Source organism: Micromonospora sp. DT227 (genome assembly GCF_049841835.1).
Classification (GTDB): Bacteria; Actinomycetota; Actinomycetes; order Mycobacteriales; family Micromonosporaceae; genus Micromonospora.
This window is the reverse complement of the sequence record NZ_JBNCLA010000003.1, coordinates 36,680-54,016: the sequence shown is the minus strand read 5'-3', so window position 1 is coordinate 54,016 and position 17,337 is coordinate 36,680. Positions and strand designations below refer to the sequence as shown.

The 17,337-nt window shown below is 74.6% G+C and carries 15 protein-coding genes; 7 read left to right on the top strand and 8 right to left on the bottom strand.

The annotated features are described in order from the left end of the window. Window positions 1-9: 9 nt before the first annotated feature. Window positions 10-1,452: a dihydrolipoamide acetyltransferase family protein gene (locus ACLQ2W_RS12540; RefSeq protein WP_425786958.1), complete on the top strand. Its 1,443-nt coding sequence runs from the start codon at window positions 10-12 to the stop codon at window positions 1,450-1,452. 220 nt (window positions 1,453-1,672) lie between these two features. After that, complete coding sequence (locus tag ACLQ2W_RS12535; RefSeq protein ID WP_425786528.1) at window positions 1,673-2,944, top strand: Ig-like domain-containing protein; 1,272 nt, start codon at window positions 1,673-1,675, stop codon at window positions 2,942-2,944. 59 nt (window positions 2,945-3,003) lie between these two features. Here the strand turns inward: ACLQ2W_RS12535 and ACLQ2W_RS12530 are convergent, their stop codons facing one another. Then, complete coding sequence (locus ACLQ2W_RS12530; RefSeq protein ID WP_405089669.1) at window positions 3,004-4,023, bottom strand: SMP-30/gluconolactonase/LRE family protein; 1,020 nt, start codon at window positions 4,021-4,023, stop codon at window positions 3,004-3,006. 227 nt (window positions 4,024-4,250) lie between these two features. On the opposite strand from ACLQ2W_RS12530, the gene ACLQ2W_RS12525 reads away from it, so the two are divergent. Continuing rightward, on the top strand, window positions 4,251-4,604 hold the full coding sequence (locus tag ACLQ2W_RS12525) for an anti-sigma factor antagonist (protein ID WP_425786527.1): 354 nt from the start codon (window positions 4,251-4,253) through the stop codon (window positions 4,602-4,604). A 55-nt stretch (window positions 4,605-4,659) separates the two neighbouring features. Here ACLQ2W_RS12525 and ACLQ2W_RS12520 read toward each other — a convergent pair whose 3' ends face one another. Both ACLQ2W_RS12520 and ACLQ2W_RS12515 read right to left on the bottom strand, forming a co-directional pair. After that, window positions 4,660-5,028, bottom strand: a complete 369-nt coding sequence (locus ACLQ2W_RS12520) for an FKBP-type peptidyl-prolyl cis-trans isomerase (RefSeq protein WP_425786526.1) — start codon at window positions 5,026-5,028, stop codon at window positions 4,660-4,662. Between the two features lie 169 nt (window positions 5,029-5,197). Next, window positions 5,198-5,755 carry a DoxX family membrane protein gene (locus tag ACLQ2W_RS12515; RefSeq protein WP_199199892.1) on the bottom strand — a complete coding sequence of 186 codons (558 nt, stop codon included), beginning with the start codon at window positions 5,753-5,755 and terminating at the stop codon, window positions 5,198-5,200. 216 nt (window positions 5,756-5,971) lie between these two features. Between ACLQ2W_RS12515 and ACLQ2W_RS12510 the strand changes: the two genes are divergently transcribed. Next, window positions 5,972-6,670, top strand: a complete 699-nt coding sequence (locus tag ACLQ2W_RS12510) for a CBS domain-containing protein (RefSeq protein WP_405089667.1) — start codon at window positions 5,972-5,974, stop codon at window positions 6,668-6,670. 12 nt (window positions 6,671-6,682) lie between these two features. Here ACLQ2W_RS12510 and ACLQ2W_RS12505 read toward each other — a convergent pair whose 3' ends face one another. Together ACLQ2W_RS12505 and ACLQ2W_RS12500 are read right to left on the bottom strand one after the other, a co-directional pair. Beyond that, window positions 6,683-7,399 (bottom strand): helical backbone metal receptor, encoded by a 717-nt coding sequence (locus ACLQ2W_RS12505; protein ID WP_405089666.1) that lies wholly within the window; start codon window positions 7,397-7,399, stop codon window positions 6,683-6,685. A 56-nt stretch (window positions 7,400-7,455) separates the two neighbouring features. Continuing rightward, window positions 7,456-8,538 (bottom strand): DICT sensory domain-containing protein, encoded by a 1,083-nt coding sequence (locus ACLQ2W_RS12500; protein WP_425786525.1) that lies wholly within the window; start codon window positions 8,536-8,538, stop codon window positions 7,456-7,458. 45 nt (window positions 8,539-8,583) lie between these two features. Between ACLQ2W_RS12500 and ACLQ2W_RS12495 the strand changes: the two genes are divergently transcribed. Both ACLQ2W_RS12495 and ACLQ2W_RS12490 read left to right on the top strand, forming a co-directional pair. Continuing rightward, complete coding sequence (locus ACLQ2W_RS12495; protein ID WP_425786524.1) at window positions 8,584-9,537, top strand: hypothetical protein; 954 nt, start codon at window positions 8,584-8,586, stop codon at window positions 9,535-9,537. Between the two features lie 249 nt (window positions 9,538-9,786). Next, window positions 9,787-11,088, top strand: a complete 1,302-nt coding sequence (locus ACLQ2W_RS12490; RefSeq protein WP_425786523.1) for a hypothetical protein — start codon at window positions 9,787-9,789, stop codon at window positions 11,086-11,088. A 425-nt stretch (window positions 11,089-11,513) separates the two neighbouring features. Here the strand turns inward: ACLQ2W_RS12490 and ACLQ2W_RS12485 are convergent, their stop codons facing one another. After that, window positions 11,514-11,861 (bottom strand): histone-like nucleoid-structuring protein Lsr2, encoded by a 348-nt coding sequence (locus ACLQ2W_RS12485; protein ID WP_425786957.1) that lies wholly within the window; start codon window positions 11,859-11,861, stop codon window positions 11,514-11,516. A gap of 222 nt (window positions 11,862-12,083) precedes the next feature. Between ACLQ2W_RS12485 and lon the strand changes: the two genes are divergently transcribed. After that, window positions 12,084-14,420 (top strand): endopeptidase La, encoded by a 2,337-nt coding sequence (gene lon / locus ACLQ2W_RS12480; protein WP_425786522.1) that lies wholly within the window; start codon window positions 12,084-12,086, stop codon window positions 14,418-14,420. Between the two features lie 81 nt (window positions 14,421-14,501). Here lon and ACLQ2W_RS12475 read toward each other — a convergent pair whose 3' ends face one another. Further along, window positions 14,502-16,262 carry a DEAD/DEAH box helicase gene (locus ACLQ2W_RS12475; protein WP_425786521.1) on the bottom strand — a complete coding sequence of 587 codons (1,761 nt, stop codon included), beginning with the start codon at window positions 16,260-16,262 and terminating at the stop codon, window positions 14,502-14,504. Between the two features lie 101 nt (window positions 16,263-16,363). Beyond that, entirely contained in the window at window positions 16,364-17,191 is an 828-nt protein-coding gene (locus ACLQ2W_RS12470; RefSeq protein WP_425786520.1) for a hypothetical protein, read from the bottom strand. Between the last annotated feature and the right edge of the window lie 146 nt (window positions 17,192-17,337).

Sequence of the window (17,337 nt, the reverse complement as noted above, 5' to 3'; positions counted from 1 at the left end):
CGGCTCCGCATGAGCGAACGCACCGCCGTGGGGACCCGTGACTTCCTCCTGCCCGACCTGGGTGAGGGGCTCAGCGAGGCGGAGATCGTCGAGTGGCGGGTCGCGGTCGGCGACGTGGTCACCGTGGACCAGAGCGTGGTCGAGGTGGAGACCGCCAAGGCCGTCGTCGACGTGCCCTGCCCGTACGCCGGCCGGGTCGTCGCGCTGCACGGCGCGGCGGGTGAGGTCCGCCCGGTCGGCCAGCCGCTGATCACCATCGCGCCGCTCGACGGCGGCGACGCCCCCGACCCGCACGCCACCTACCGCGAGGAGGAGCGGGCCGGCTCCGGCAATGTCCTGATCGGCTACGGCACCGGGCACGGCGGTGCGGGCCGGCGGCGTCGCCGACCCCGCCTGGCGCTCGCCCCCGAACCCGGCGCACCCGCCCCGGCGGAGCCCGGTCCCGCGCTCGCGGCCGGCTCGCCGGCCCGGACCGACCCGGGGACGGTGGCCGGAGCGTCGGTCCCGGCCGGCTCGACCGCGTCGGCGGACCGGACGCCCGATCCGGCGCGGACCGGTGATCCGGCCTCGGCGCCGCTTGTCATCTCGCCGATCGTGCGGCGGCTGGCCAGGGAGCAGGGGATCGATCTGGCGTCGGTGCGTGGCACCGGGCCGGGCGGCGTGATCCGTCGGGCGGACGTGGAGACGGCGCTGGCCGCGCCGGCCGCCCGGCTGGCGGCCGTGCCGGACGCGCACGTCGGGCTCGTCCCGGCCGGCGACGGCGACGTGGTCGTCCCGCTCACCGGCATCCGTAAGGTGATCGCCGACAAGCTCTCCCGCAGCCGCCGGGAGATCCCCGAGGTGACCATCTGGGTCGACGTGGACGCCACCGGGCTGCTGGAGACCCGGGCCGCGATCAACGCCGCCACCCCGGACGCGCCGGTGAGCATCCTGGCTCTGCTGGCCCGCGTCTGCCTGAGCGGCCTGCGGCGGTATCCGCAGCTCAACGCGCGCGTCGACACCGAGGGGCAGCGGATCGTGCAGTCCGCCGGCGTGCACCTGGGCATCGCCGCGCAGACCGACCGGGGCCTGGTGGTGCCGGTGCTGCGTGACGCCCAGCGGCTCACCACCGGCGAACTGGCCGCCGCGCTGGCCGAGACCACGGCGGCGGCTCGCGCCGGCACGCTGCCCCCGGCCCGGCTGACCGGCGGGACGTTCACGCTCAACAACTACGGCGTGTTCGGGGTGGACGGCTCGACGCCGATCATCAACCATCCGGAGGCGGCGCTGCTCGGCGTCGGCCGGATCGTGGACAAGCCCTGGGTGGTCGACGGGCAGTTGGCGGTCCGGAAGGTGACCCAGCTCAGCCTCACCTTCGACCACCGGGTCTGCGACGGCGGCGTGGCCGGCGGGTTCCTGCGCCACGTGGCCGACTGTGTCGAACGCCCCGCCCTGCTGATCGTCAACGTCTGACCCCGACGGCCGCAGCCCCCTGTCCCGGGGCTGCGGCCGTCCGCAGGGGAGCGCCACGCCCGGGACGGGCGATACCGGTCGTCGGGCCCGCCGACTCCCGATCCGGCCGCCAGCGACCCATTTCACGCAGCCGTTTCCGAGCAATTCCGCTGAAGGCGCCACACCGTGACGACGGGCCTACAGAATGTGGGCGAGGGGGTGCCGAAATGGGGGACGGAATATGTTTGTGAGGCGGCGACTGACGCTTTTCGCGATGACTGTCGCGGTCGCGCCACTCGCGGTCGGCGCGTGCACCGCCGGCCCGAAGTCGGTGGCGAAGCGGGCCGAGGCGGCCCCGCCGTCGGTCACGGTGACGCCGGCCGACCGGGCCCGTGACGTGCCGATCAGCGCGGAGGTGGGCACGAAGCCCAGCAACGGCAAGGTGACCGGCGTCAAGCTGACCGACGACAAGGGCCGCCCCGTGCCGGCCCAGGCGCGGGAGGACGGATCCGGTTGGGTGCCGGACCGCCCGCTGGCGAATTCCCGGACGTACACGGCCGAGGTGACCGTGAGCGGCGATTCCGGGAGGACCACGACGCGGAAGACGACGTTCACGACGATGGCCAAATCCACCAAACCGGCCGTCACCAGCGAATTGTATCTCCAGGACAAACAGACGTACGGAACGGCGATGCCGGTGGTACTCGGTTTCGATCCGCCCATTCCGGAACAGGCGCGGGCGGACGTGCAGCGCCGGCTGTTCGTCAGGACGGACCCGCCGCAGCCGGGCACCTGGTCGTGGATGGCGGACGGCAAGCAGGCCGAGTACCGGGCGCCGGACCGCTGGAAGCCCGGCACCCGGATCAGCGTGCGCAGCGCGCTGGAGGGGTTGCCGATCGGGAAGGACGCGGTGGGTGACTCCGACCGGGTGGCCACCGCCAGGGTGGGCCGGCAGGTGTCGCTCGACATCGACAACACCACCAAGCAGATGACCGTCTACCAGGACGGCAAGGTGCTCAGGAAGTTGCCGGTCAGCCTCGGCAAGCCAAGCACGCCGAGTTCCAGCGGCACCATGGTGATCATGGAGAAGCACGAGCACACCACGTTCGACACCCGCGGCGAGCCGGACGGCGGCTACGTGGTCGACGTGGACGACGCCCAGCGGCTGACCTGGGGCGGCGAGTTCATCCACTCGGCGCCGTGGTCGGAGGGGGAACAGGGCTACAACAACACCTCGCACGGCTGTACCAACGTGTCCGCCGCCGGTGCGGACTGGCTGATGGGCGTCACGCAGGTCGGTGACCTGGTGACCGTCAAGGGCACCGAGGTGCAGCTCCAGCAGGGCAACGGCTTCACCGCCTGGAACGTGAGCTGGGACGAGTTCGCCAAGGGCAGCGCGCTGCCCGTACCGGCGGGGTTGAAGCCCACGCGGAGCCCGACGCCGCACCCGGGCGCGGTGGCCGGCGGGTCGTCGCCCGCGCCCACCCCGTCGGCGAGCAACAGCGGCGGCTGAACCGGGGGAGGAACGGCCACGGGCCGGCCCGCGTCCGCGCGGGCCGGCCCACGTCGACCTCAGTCCAGGTCGACGCGGGCCACGCCGGTCGCGGTCAGGCTGCCCAGCCAGAGCTGTTGGCCGTGCTGCCGGACGCCGGTCACCATCGGGTACGCGCCGCCGGGGCCGTGCAGCGTCCGCAGCACCCGCCCGGCGCCGTCGACGAGCGCGACCAGACCGTAGCGGCGCGGCTGCGGCTGCACCGCCCCGGGCAGCAGCGCGACGAGCTGCCGGACCCGGGGGTGGGGCAGCAACCGTTCCATGATCGGCAGTCGGGGGCTGGGCAGCGCGATCCAGTACGTCCCGTCGCCGACGGCGGAGACGTTGTCCGGATACGCCGGCAGGTCGGTCAGCACGGTGGCCCGCCCGGTCGGCAGGTCCACCCGCAGCAGCCGGTGGGTGGCGGTCTCGACAAGCATCAGCGCCGACTCGTCCGGGGTGAGCGCCAGCCCGTTGGGGAAGTAGAGCCCGTCGGCCACCACGTCGGTGCGTCCGGTGCGCCTGTCGTACGCCAGCACCCGCCCGTTGGGCCGGTGCTCCAGCAGGTCCCGCTTCCAGTGCGAGAGCGGGAAGCGGTCGGACGAGTCGGTGAAGAACACGGTGCCGTCCCGGGCGACCGCGGCGTTGTCGGCCAGATGCACCGGCGGCGCGGTGCCGGTCAGCTCGTGCACCGCCCCGGCCGGGTCGACCCGCAGCAGCCCCCGGTACGCGTCGCAGACCAGCAGCCCGCCGTCGACCGGGTCCAGTTCGATGCCGAGCGGCCGGCCGCCGGTCTCGGCGAGCAGCGTCGGGCGGGTGCCGGCCGGCGCGTCGGCCGGCCACCACCAGAGCCGGCCGTCCTCGTCGCCGCTGACCGCCCGCCCCTCGGCGTCGATCACCACGTCCTCCGGGCCGTGCCCGCCCTCGGGCAGCGGCAGCAGGTCGGCCCGGTCCAGCCGGGTGTCGGTGGCGGCCCAGGCCCCGGCCAGCGGCGGCGGCACGGTGGCCGGCTCACGGACCGGGCGGATCAGCAGGGGGACGCGCGGGCGGGGAACGGCCATCGGCTCATTGTGGCCCGGCCGACGCGGCGCGGGGGAGTCCGCCACGGCGTGTCCGGTCCGCCGGTCCGCTCCACGGGGCTCGGGGGTGCTCCCCGCGGGCCGCTCGACCGGGCCGGCGGGCGGCTGCGGGATGACCCTGAGACGGCTCGGGGTCGGCACCCGGGCGCAACCCGGAACCCCGGTGCCGAGCAGCGGAAACTGTCGGTGGGCGAGGGTAGGTTTGGGGTATGACGGACGACCGCTTCCAGGTGGCGACGGAGGTGCTCGACCACGTGGTCGAGCTGCGTCCGGTCGGCGAGATCGACATCGCCACCGTGGCGGCGTTCCGGGCCGCGTTGTGGGCCGCGCCGGCGCGGCCGGTGGTGCGGGTCGACCTGTCCGGCGTGCGGCTGCTCTCCGCCGCCGGGGTGCGCACGCTGGCCGCCGCGCACCTGCGGGTCCGGGCGCGCGGTGGCGAGCTGGTGCTCGTCGATCCCGCGCCGATGGTCGCCCGGGTGCTGCGGGTGACCGGCCTGCACCGGGTCGTGCCGGTGCGCGAGTCGGGCCCCGCGCGGGAGCTGCTGACCTGCGCCGCGGCCTGACCACGGGACCGGGCCGCCGGCATCGCGCCGACGGCCCGGCGGCCGGTGGAGGGGCTCAGCGCACGCCGAGCAGGTCCACCACGAAGACCAGCGTCTCGTTCGGCTTGATGACGCCGCCGGCGCCCCGGGCGCCGTAGCCCAGGTGCGGCGGGATGGTGAGCCGCCGCCGGCCGCCCACCTTCATGCCGATCACGCCCTTGTCCCAGCCGGCGATGACCTGGCCACCGCCGAGCGGGAACTCGAACGTCTCGCCCCGGTTCCACGACGCGTCGAACTCACGGCCGGTGGAGTGGGCCACGCCCACGTAGTGCACGCTGGCCAGCTGGCCGGCGTGCGCCTCCGGGCCGTCGCCGACAGTGATGTCCTCGACGACGAGATCGGCGGGCGGCGCGCCCTCGATCGGGCCAACCTCGGGCTTCTCCATGAGCGGGTCTCCTCGGTGCTGACGGTGTGGTCACCGTCGATCCTGCCGGATCGCGAGCGGCCGATACGCGCCGGTCCCCCCACCCGGGCCGCGTCGGCGGGGCGGAGCCGGGCGCACGACGGGGCGGGCGCCGCCTGCCGGCGACGCCCGCCCCGAGGGCGACCTGCGCTCACTTCAGCCAGGGGAGGCGCTGGACCAGGGGGAGCTTCGCCCAGGCCCGGCCGAGGCCGAGGGTGTTGCCGGCGCCGACCAGGGCCAGGCCGGCGAGCAGGCCCGCGTAGATGAGGTGGTCGTCCATGACGGGGTTGTTCTCCGGGGGCAGCACCGCCGTCCACATCAGCACCAGGAGCAGCCCACCGGCGACGGCGGCGATCCGGATGCCGATGCCGAGCAGCAGGGCCACGCCGATGCCGAGCAGGCCGAGCATGAACAGCCAGTCCGCCCAGGCCGCGCCGGCGATGTCGTGGTAGACGCCCTCGAACGGGCCGGCCACGCCGAAGCCGAGGAAGCCCTTGGTCGGGCTGCCACCGTTGATCCAGGCGTTCTTCGCCGGGGTCTCGTGGCCCAGGCCGAACATCTTGTCCAGGAACGCCCAGAGGAAGATCCAGCCCAGGGCGATCCGCAGCCCGGCCCAGACGAACCGGGTGGCCTTCTGGCGGGGGGTCTCGACCGCCGGAGCGATGGTGTCGGCGGGGGTCCGCTCGATTGTCGCGGTCATGGTGTCCACGTCCCTTCTGTGCCTCGCACCGCGCTTCCCGGTGGCAGTTCCATTCCACCGCCGCGCGGCGGCCGGGAGCAGGGCCGTCGGGGCCCTCGGGACCGGGCCGTTGGTCCCGTCCCGGCCCGGTCCGGTCGACCCGTCCGCGACCGGTCCGCCGCCCCTGCCGCGCCGTCCCCCGGCCGCCTAGCGTCGCCGGTGAGGGACCCGTGCGAGGAGGTCGTGATGAGGACATGGCAGGTGGCCGACGTGATGACCAGGGACGTCGCGACGGTGGACGCGGAGACGCCGTACCGGGACGTGGTGGACGTGCTGGTGCGGGAGCGGGTCAGCGGAGTGCCGGTGGTGGACTCGTTCCACCGGGTGCTCGGCGTGATCTCCGAGGCGGATCTGCTGCACAAGGTGGAGTGGTCCGGCCGCATCGAGGAACGCCGGGTGTTCGAGGGGCGGCGCCGGCGGGCCGCGCGGGAGAAGGCGGGCGCGCTGGTGGCCCGGGACCTGATGACCGCGCCGGCGGTCACCACCCACGGGCGGGCGTCACTGCCGGCCACGGCCCGGCTGATGGACCGGGAGGCGGTCAAGCGGCTGCCGGTCCTCGACGACCTCGGCCGGCTGGCCGGCATCGTGACCCGCGGCGACCTGCTCCGGGTGCACCTGCGCTCCGACGCGGAGATCCGCGAGGACGTGGTCCAGGAGGTGCTGCGTCGGGTGCTAGCCGTCCGGGACGGCCTGGTCACGGTCCAGGTCCGCGGCGGTGAGGTCGCCCTGGACGGACGGCTGGACCGACGCAGCGCCGTCGAACTCGCCGGCCGGCTGGCCGGTCAGGTCGCCGGCGTGGTCGCGGTGCACAACGCCGTCGGGTACGACGTGGACGACACCACGCTGATGGAGCTGGACCCGGTGCACGCCACCCCGATCGCCTGACCGGGCGCCGCCTCAGACCGGCGTGGCGAGCTGCGCGGCGAGCAGCGCCGGCGCCTCGGCCAGCGACGGGCCGTACCAGGTGAGGTGCCGGCCGGAGACCAGCGCCGCCGGCACCCCGGGGAACGCCTCCGGTCCGTCGTCGGCGGTGAACCGGTACGGCTCGTCCGGCAGCACCACCAGCTCCGGCGACCGGGCGCGCAGCGCGTCGAGCGCCGGACGCGGATAGCGTTCGGGGTCGTCGGCCCAGGCGTTGGCCACGCCGAGCCGACGCAGCACGTCCCCGGCGAACGTGTCCCGGCCCAGCACCACCCACGGGCGGCGCCACACCGGCACCACCGCGGTCCGGACGTGCTCGGGGACGGGCGGCGCGGCCCAGGCCCGGCGGGCCGCCCGCAGCCAGGACGGTTCGACCGACACGCCGAGCGCCTCGACCAGCGCGCCGAGCTGGTCGAGCGCCTCCGGCACGGTACGCGGGAAGGTGACCCGCACCGGCACCCCGGCCGCGCGCAGCGCCTCCGCGTCGACCAGCCGGTTCTCCTCCTCGTTGAGCAGCACCAGATCGGGCGCGAGGGCGAGGACGCGATCCAGGTCGGGATACTTCGTCCCGCCGACGCGGGGGACGTCCAGCCCGGCCGGGTGCGTGCACCAGTCCGTGGCGCCGACCAGCGCCTCCGGCCGGGTCGCCGCGACCGCCTCGGTCAGCGACGGCACCAGCGACACCACCCGCACGACGTGCTCCCCTCGTTCCGGCGCCCGTGGCGTGACCGTGGTGGGCGGACGACCGGTCAGCGGGCGCCGGCCGGGGCGGGCTCCGGCGGCAGACCCGCCACCGGCACCCCCTCCCGGACCGCCCACTCCACGGCGGCCCGCAGGTCGTCCGTCGGCAGCGGCCGTCGGGTGGTCACCGCGACCGCGGCGTGCATCGTGTACGCGACGAACGGGTACGACCGCGCCAGCGCCGAGATCGCCTCGTGCAGCCGGCCCACCACGGCCAACGCCTCCGGTTCGGAGAGCGCGGGCAGGACGAGGTGGAACTCGTTGTCGGCGACGCGTACCGCCCGGTCCACCGGCCGCAGCACGCCGGTGACCGCGCCGAGCACGGCCTGGCCCTCCCGGGCGGTGCTGCGTCGGCCGAAGCGTTCCGGCGCGCCGGCCGGCTCGTCGACCCGCAGGCCGACCAGCGCCACCGGCAGCGTGCCGGAGGCGGTCACCCCGTCCGCGCCGGTCCACCGGCGCAGCGCGGGCTCGTCGAGCATCCCGTCCGTCGGCTCGGCCGGTCGCGCGTTCCGGTCGCCGCGCCGGGCCAGCAGCCGTAGCGCCGCCTCGGCCCGGGACTCGCCCGGCCCGGCCGGGATGTCCCGTACCCGGGCGACCGCCTCGTCCAGCGCGGTTCGGGCCGGGCCGGGCAGCCGCTCGGCGAGCTGTTCGCGCAGCCGGATGACCTCGTGCAGCGCCGCGTCGCGGCGGAACCCCCAGCGACCGTCGAAGAGCCGACCGGCCTCCAGCGTCGGCGCGGGCGCGACCTCGGCCCGGTCGTACGCCACCAGCGTGCCGCCGAAGCGTGGGGTCAGCGCCACCACGCTCCACTCCCGCGCCAGCTCCTCCGCCTCGTCCAACGCCACCCCGTACACCCGGTCGGGCAGGTCCGGCGGCGGGCCGCCGACCATGGCGACCACCGTCGCGGCGGCCCGGTCGGCGATCCGTCGGTAGATCTCCCGTTCCCGGGCGAAGTACGGCAGCCGCTGGAACAGCGCGAACACGACGAGCGGGCCGTCCTCCGCCTCGGCCAGCGCCGCTCGTTCGATGGCGTGGGAAACGGCGACGAGGCTGCGTTTGGTGAATCGCTCCGGGGTCCGTCCGCTGTGCACCCGCCGAGCCTAGAGGGCCGACCCCGACGGCGCACCGCCCGACGGGTGCCCGGATTCCTCCGCACCGCCGAGGTGATCGCCATGATCGACGCCATACACTCGGACGTCGACCGAGCGACGGACGGATTGTGCGAGATGACCAGCACCGGCAGCGTGGCCGCCTCCTGGCTGCGGCCGATCCCGACCGCCACGCCGGCGCGGCTGGCCCGCGCCGGCCACCTCGGGTACGCCGACCGGCGCCTCGGTGAACTGGTCCAGGGCCGGCCGCCCGGTGTCACCGGCAGCCAGTGGAGCACCGCCGGACGGGCCGGCCTCGACCTGGTGGTGTGCGCCGCCGACACCGGTCGGCCACGGTTCGCCGTCCGGTTCGCCGCGCCCGCGCCGGACGGTTCGCCGGCCCGCCGGGCCGAGCGGCTGACCGACGCGGTCTGCGACGCCGTGGGCCTGCCGCTGCTGCGCGTCGAGTCACCGACGCTCGGCGGCGAGCAGGTTCGCCGGTTCGTCGAGTACGTGCTCGACGCCCGTGCCTATGCGGCCGGCACCGGGCCGGACGGCGGGGAGACGGTCGGGTTCCGCGACATCGTGGGCCGGTTGCCGGACGGCCGGCGCGGCCCGGTCAACGACCTCGGCGCGGTGGCCCGCGCCGACGCGGTCCAGGCGTACGTGGCGGGCCGGCTGGCCGACCCGATCGTGCGCGGCCTGCACGTGCGGTGGACCGGTGGCCCGGCCGAGGGCTGGAGCTGGGTCGAGGTGCGGCCCGGTCGCTGCCGGGTGGAGCGGGTGCGACTGACGTCCCGGGGCTTCTCCTGCGGGGTGGATCCGGGTCGGCTCGCCGAGGACCTGGCCGCCACGGCGTTGGGGGAGAAGCTGCGTGACCCGGCCGCCGACGAGGCGTCCCTGGTGGACCGGACCGAACTGCGTGAGCAGGTGCGGCGCCTCGCCGACCGGCGGGAGTCCTTCGACGGCGGCTTCGCCTTCGACCATCTCTGCGTCGACTGACCGGCCCGCTCCGGCCACCGGCCGGCCCGCCGATTTTTTTTCTGATCCCCGGTTGAACCTTCGCCGTCGGCGCTCCGTACCTAAGCGGGAATGGACGCAGATCTTCCGCCGCGCCCGGACGGCGCGGAGACGGTGCGGAAAGGGCACCGTCGGCCATTGACGCGCGGCTCCGACGTCGCAGTGATCTCACCCCGAAGAATTCCGCCGGGATCACCAGTCAACTACCGGATCGAGAAGGAGAACAATTCGATGCGCAGGTCCACACGGGCGCGCCGGTCATCCGGTAACGCGCGGAGCAAGCGGATGCTGGCCGTGGTCGGCACGCTCGCGGTCTTCGGCGGCATCGTCGCCGTCACCCAGATCTCGTCCGCCCAGGACCGGCGGACGACCACCCGCGCGGCCTCGGCGTCCTGCGTGGCCCCGAGCGCGGGCGCGACCGCGCCGGGCGGCCAGGGCAGCACCACCCGGACCTGGCAGAACGGCCGCTGGGTCCGGAACCACTGGGGTGACGGCCAGATGTCGGCGGCCGAGTGCCAGCAGACCAAGGGGGGCGGCGCCGGCGCCGGCACCCCGACCGTGACCTGCCCGGACGTGAAGAGCAAGCTGCCGCAGGTGCCCGCCCGGGCGGGCGCCGAGGTGGACCGCAACCTGGCCCTGCTGGACAGCCAGATCGCCGAGGCGAACCGACGTCTCGCGGCGGACGGCCGCAACGGCGGCGACTTCATCAACAACGCGATCCTCCGGCCGCTCGCCGACAAGCGGACCGCGACGTTGAACCGGATCGCCACCGCCATCGGGCGGGGCGGCCAGCGTCCGCAGGGTCTGGACAAGCTCGCCCCGTGCGCCCTGGCCGACAACGCGCAGAACGGCGGCAACACCGGCGGGGCCAACAACGGCGGCCAGAACGGCGGCAACACCGGCGGTCAGAACGGCGGCAACAACAACGGTGGCCAGAACGGCGGGAACAACAACGGCGGGAACAACAACGGCGGCGGCCAGAACAACGGCCTGAACGTGCTGGCCAAGGACTGCGCCAACAGCAAGTTGGAGGCGCACAACGGCTTCCAGAACGGCAACCGTTGCGTGAGCACCGCGTTCGGTGAGGTCGGCGCCGCGGCGAACAACCCGTCGCTGCTCATCACGCAGTTCCCCAACCAGGTGCAGCGCAACCAGCCGTTCACGCTCCGGGTCACCACGAGGAACCTGGTGCGGGACCGCTTCCTCGCCGCCGGGCAGGGCGGCTACTACCTGGAGAGCTCGCTGCTCAACGACCAGGGTCTGGTCCGCGGTCACTTCCACACCGCGTGCCGGATGCTCGGCAGCACCCGGCAGCCCCCGAACCCGCAGGACGTGCCGGCCTTCTTCGTCGCCACCGAGGACGGCCGGGGCGGGTCCCAGCCGGACGACGTGCTGATCCAGATCCCGGGTCTGCCGGACTCGGGCCTGGCCCAGTGCTCGGTCTGGGCCGGCGACGGCTCGCACCGGATCCCGATGATGGAGCGGGCGAACCAGACCCCCGCCATCGACGTGGTGCGCATCCAGGTCAACTGACCCGCACGCCGACGGCCGGAGCCGCCCGGGTACGCCCGGGCGGCTCCGGCCGCGTCGCGGGTGGGTCGGTCGGGCCGAGTCGTCGGTGGGCCTTCCGGGCTGGGTCGTCGGTGCCGCCGCCCCGGTGTGCGGCCGGTGGCTCGCCGCCCGTCGCGGAAGCACGGGGCGGCGCTGTCCGCCCGACCGTCCGGCGGCCCCCGGGGGCCGGCGACGGGACCCGGGTGGCGGCCGTGCACCGGCCGCGTCGTCGCTGCGGTCAGCGCGAAAGGCTGGGTACGGCAGGGTCGCGCACCGCGCGGTGCGCGCGCCGAGAAAGTTGCTGCCGAGTCGATCGAGCCGGATGAAAATTGTCGACCGAAAAAGCCGGTCGGGGCCCCGCTGATTCCCAGCGTGACCCCGTGGCGCCCGACCGTGAACCGGGAGCCTCAGCGGCTCTTGTACGCCTCCACCACGGAGACCGGGATGCGTCCGCGCTCGGAAATCTCGTAGCCGTTCTTGGCGGCCCATTCGCGGATGGCGCGGTTCTGCTCGCGGTCCATTCCCGAGGTGCTCGGCCGGGTGACGCGCCGCGCCGCGCGGCCGGCGTCGACTGGTCCGCGGCCGATGCGCCGGCCAGCGTTGATGTACGGGTCCAGCGCTTTACGCAGGACGCCCGCGTTCTCGTCGGAGACGTCGATCGTGTAGGCCACGCCGTCCAGGCTGAACTCGACGGTCCGATCGGCCTTTCCGCCGTCGAGGTCGTCCGTCAGAACGGTGATTACTTTCCTTGCCATCGCCATTACTCCCTGTGTCGGGCGGGGTGTGGCTAAGAGTTTGACCTACCTGGCGGTAATTCCGCAACAATACCCGACACTTTCTATTCGGCGGGTCGGGGTAAACGATGGACCGGCAATAGGGTCGGAGCGTGTGGACGTGGCGTGGGTCACAAGCCGGAACAAGGTGCACGGTTTGTTACTTGAGCCAGACACGCTCAACCAACTGATGGCAGGTGTTCGATGGCAACTCTTCCGGTACTTCCCCTGACCGACGCCGTCCTGCTGCCCGGGATGGTCGTCCCGGTGACCCTCGACCCGACCACCCAGGCCGCTGTCGACGCGGCCCGCGCCACCGGCGACAAGACGCTGCTGGCGGTGCCCCGCATCGACGGCGAGTACGGCTCGGTCGGCGTGGTCGCCACCCTCGAGAAGGTGGGCCGACTGCCCAGCGGCGAACCGGCGGCCGTGGTGCGCGGCATCGCCCGTGCCCGCATCGGCTCCGGCGTGCCCGGCCCGGGCGCGGCGCTCTGGGTCGAGGCGACGACCCTCGACGAACCCGCGCCGGCCGGCCGGGCCCGGGAACTGGCCCGCGAGTACCGCGCGCTGATGACCTCGGTGCTCCAGCAGCGCGGCGCCTGGCAGGTCATCGACGCCATGGAGCGGATGACCGACCTCTCCGAGCTGGCCGACTCGGCCGGCTACGCGCCCTGGCTCAGCCTGGCGCAGAAGACCGAGCTGCTCGCCGCGCCGGACGTCACCGCCCGGCTGGAGCTGCTGGTCGGCTGGGTGAAGGAGCATCTGGCCGAGCAGGAGGTCACCGAGCAGATCAACACCGATGTCCGGGAAGGGCTGGAGAAGTCCCAGCGGGAGTTCCTGCTCCGGCAGCAGCTCGCCGCGATCCGCAAGGAACTCGGCGAGGACGAGCCGGACGGCTCCGCCGACTACCGGGCCCGGGTCGAGTCCGCCGACCTGCCGGACAAGGTCCGCGAGGCGGCCCTGCGCGAGGTCGGCAAGCTGGAGCGGGCCAGCGACGCCTCGCCCGAGGCGGGCTGGATCCGTACCTGGCTGGACACGGTCCTGGAGATGCCGTGGAGCACGCGTACCGAGGACAACACCGACCTGGCCGCGGCCCGGGCGGTGCTCGACGCGGACCACGCCGGCCTGGCCGACGTGAAGGACCGCATCCTGGAGTACCTCGCGGTGCGCAACCGCCGCGCGGAGCGCAACCTCGGCGTGGTCGGCGGACGCGGCTCCGGCGCGGTGCTCGCCCTGGCCGGCCCACCCGGCGTCGGCAAGACCAGCCTGGGCGAGTCGGTGGCCCGGGCGCTGGGTCGCACCTTCGTCCGGGTCTCGCTCGGCGGGGTCCGGGACGAGGCCGAGATCCGGGGCCACCGGCGCACCTACGTCGGCGCGCTGCCCGGCCGCATCGTGCGGGCGCTGCGTGAGGCCGGCTCGATGAACCCGGTCGTGCTGCTCGACGAGGTCGACAAGCTGGCCGTCGGCTACTCCGGCGACCCGGCGGCGGCCCTGCTGGAGGTGCTCGACCCGGCGCAGAACCACACCTTCCGTGACCACTACCTCGAGGTCGACCTCGACCTGTCCGACGTGCTCTTCCTGGCCACCGCCAACGTGGTGGAGAACATCCCCGGCCCGTTGCTGGACCGGATGGAGCTGGTCATGCTGGACGGCTACACCGAGGACGAGAAGGTGGCCATCGCCCGGGACCACCTGCTGCCCCGGCAGCAGGAGCGGGCCGGGCTGACCGCCGACGAGGTGACCGTCGCCGACGAGGCGCTGGCGCTGATCGCCGGGGAGTACACCCGGGAGGCCGGCGTCCGGCAGCTCGAACGGGCGCTGGCGAAGATCCTGCGCAAGGTGACCGTGGCGTTGGCGTCCGACCCGGCGCCGGTCCGCGTCGACACCGCCACCCTGTCCCGCTACCTGGGTCGGCCCAAGTTCACCCCGGAGTCGGCCGAACGTACGGCGGTGCCCGGCGTGGCCACCGGCCTGGCCGTCACCGGCGCGGGCGGGGACGTGCTCTTCATCGAGGCGACCAGCATGGAGGGCGAGCCGGGCCTGACCCTCACCGGTCAGCTCGGGGACGTGATGAAGGAGTCGGCGCACATCGCGCTGTCCTACCTGCGCTCCAACGGACGACGCCTCGGCATCGACCCGAACGCCCTCGCCGGGCGGCGGATCCACGTGCACTTCCCGGCGGGCGCGGTGCCGAAGGACGGTCCCAGCGCCGGCATCACCATGGTCACCGCGCTGGCGTCCCTGGTCACCGGCCGGCCGGTGCGGCCCGAGTTCGGGATGACCGGCGAGGTGACGCTCTCCGGCCGGGTGCTGCCCATCGGCGGTGTGAAGCAGAAGCTGCTCGCCGCGCACCGGGCCGGCCTCACCGAGGTGATCATCCCGAAGCGCAACGAGCCGGACCTGGACGACCTGCCGGCCGAGGTGCGCGAGGCGCTGACCGTGCACACCCTCGCCGACGTGGCGGACGTGCTCGCGCTGGCGCTGCGTCCGGCCGAGGTGGACGCCCAGAGCCTCGGCGGCCAGCCGCTCACCGCGGCCTGACCGGCCCCGTCGAACCCCCGTCGCCCGCCGGGCGACGGGGGTTCGTGGTGCGGAACGCAGGAGGCGACAGCCGTCGGGCGGCTACCGGCGGTCGCGCCGGTCCCGGGGGTCGAAGCGACGCTCACCGCCACCGTCGCCCTCACCCTCCCGGTCCCGCCGGACGGTGGCCTTGCGACCCTTGATGGTGCTGCCCCGCAGGCCCTGGATCACCTCGTCGGCCATGCCCTGCGGCACCTCCACCAGGGAGAACCGGTCGGCGATCTCGATCGAGCCGATGTCCCGCCCGCTCACCCCGGTCTCCCCGGTGATCGCGCCGACCAGGTCCTGCGGTCGTACCCCGGCCCGGCGGCCCAACCCGATGAAGACCTGGGCCATGCCGGCGGCGCGGGACCGGCCGCCACCGCGCCGGTCCCGACCCTCGGCGCCGGGCCGGCCCTCCCGGTTCGGGCGGACCGCGACCTGGGGGATCTCCTCCTCGTCGGCGGTGCCGGGCAGCGTGGCCTCGTGTGCCAACCGCACCGCGGCGAGCGCGACCTCCATCAGGTCGAACTCGTCGGTCAGCGACTCGACGACCGCCCGGAACGGCTCCAGGTCGTCCTCGAGCACCGACTCCCGCACCGCGGCCTGGGTCAGCTCGAACCGCCGGGTCCGCAGGTCGGCCACCGTCGGGATCTTGTCCACCGTGATCCGCTGGCCGGTGACCCGCTCGATCGTCTTCAGCATCCGGTGCTCGCGCGGCTCGGCGAGCGTGATCGCCACGCCCTCCCGGCCGGCCCGGCCCACCCGGCCGATCCGGTGCACGTACGACTCCGGCGCGGACGGGACGTCGTAGTTCACCACGTGGGTGAGCTGCTCGACGTCCAGCCCGCGGGCCGCCACGTCGGTGGCGACCAGCAGGTCCGCGGTGCCGGAGCGCAGCCGGCCCATCACCCGGTCCCGCTGCTCCTGGCTCATCCCGCCGTGCAGCGCCTCGGCCCGGTAGCCCCGCCCGTTCATCGTCTCGGTGAGCCGGTCCACCTCCTCCCGGCTGCGGCAGAACACGATCGCCGCGGTGGGCGACTCGACGTCGAGCACCCGGCCCAGCGCGGCCGGCTTGTGCGCCCGCGCCACGATGTAGGCGCTCTGCCGTACCCGCGGCGCCTCGCCGGCCACCTGGCGTTCACGTTCGATCCGGATCCGCACCGGGTCGGTCAGGTGCTGCCGGGCCAGCCCGTCGATGCGGGCCGGCATGGTGGCCGAGAAGAGCACCGTCTGCCGGCCCTCGGGGGCGTGCTCCAGGATCGCCTCGATGTCCTCGGCGAAGCCCATGTCGAGCATCTCGTCCGCCTCGTCCAGCACCACGGTGGCCAGCGAGCTCAGCCGCAGCGTGCCCCGGGCGATGTGGTCGAGCGCGCGCCCGGGCGTGGCGACCACCACGTCCACCCCGTGGTCGAGCGCGCGGAGCTGCCGGCCGATCGGCTGGCCGCCGTAGATCGGCAGCACCCGGGCGCCCAGATCCTTGCCGTAGCGGTGGAACGCCTCGGAGACCTGCACCGCCAGCTCCCGCGTCGGCACCAGCACCAGCGACACCGGGTCGCCGTCCGGGCGCGGCGTGGGCATCCGCTGCAGCAGCGGCAGCGCGAACGCGGCCGTCTTGCCGGTGCCGGTCGCCGCCTGCCCGAGCAGGTCCCGGCCGGCCAGCAGCGGCGGGATGGCCTCGCTCTGGATCGGCGTGGGCTCCTCGTAGCCGAGGGCGGACAGCGCGCCCAGCAGTTCGGCGCGCAGCCCGAGGTCCGCGAAGGCGGCGGTGTCCTCGTCGACGGCGGGGGTGGTGGGCTCGGTCGGGGTCGGTGCGGCGCTCATGCGGCAAGCCTTTCATCACCGCCGGACGCGGGTCGCGGCGACCGGCGTAAACGTTCGCCGCGCCACGCGCGACCCCGTCCGGGTCCGGTGCGCCGGCCGGCTCACCCCGACGCGACGGCCAGCAGGGTGGTCACCCCCACCACCACGTCGAGCGCCCCGCACCACTCCGCGTACCCGCGCGGCACCACCCGGTCGGCGCGGTGGTGCCACAGGTCCCAGCCGGCGTGCCCGAGCCAGCCCAGGCCGACAAGCGTGCCGGCGACGTGGGCCGGCGCGGCCAGCGCCCCCGCCGCCAGGCCGCCCCAGACGGCCAGCCCGACGAGTTGGACCGTGAGTTGCCACCGGTCGCCGAGTTGCCGTCGCCACGCGCCGATGACCAGGTAGCCGGCCGGCAGCACGAGCAGCGACCACGGCGACACCACGCCCGGGGCGAACCACATGTCGACGGTCATCAGCAGCGCCAGGCCGACCGGCCAGCGACGCGCCACCGCCGCCACCACCGGGTGCCGGCGGGGCGGCGCGGTCGCCGGGTGCCGGTGCCGCAGCGCCACCAGCGCCATCGCCGGCAGCATCAGCAGGTGACCGCCGAGCAGCAGCACGTCGTCCCCGACCCACCCCGCCCACCAGGCCGGGAGGAGGAGCAGGAACGGCACGTACATGGCCGCGCTCATCTCCCCGGCGGCGGGCCACCCGTCGCCCCGGTACCACATCCAGGCGACCATGCCCACTGCCATGTTCGTGGCCATCAGCAGCGCGTCCACGTCCGGCCGGGCGAGCACGCCCGCGCCGCCCAGCAGTTCCCCGCCGATCCGCCACAGCGGGCCGAGCACCGCCATGCCGGCCACCATCGCCACGACCATCCCGGCCAGGTGCCGGGCCCGCGTCCAGCCGGCCCACCGCCGGGGTACGCCCACCGTCATCTCCGTCATGCCCCGACCCTGCCGGCGCGGGACGCACCGGGCCAGGCGCGTCCGTCATCGGGAAACCGTGCGGAACGCACGGGTCAGTCGTGACATGAGGCATGGACGCGGCCGTGGGGGGGGGGGGGGGGGGGGGGGGGGGGGGGGGGGGGGGG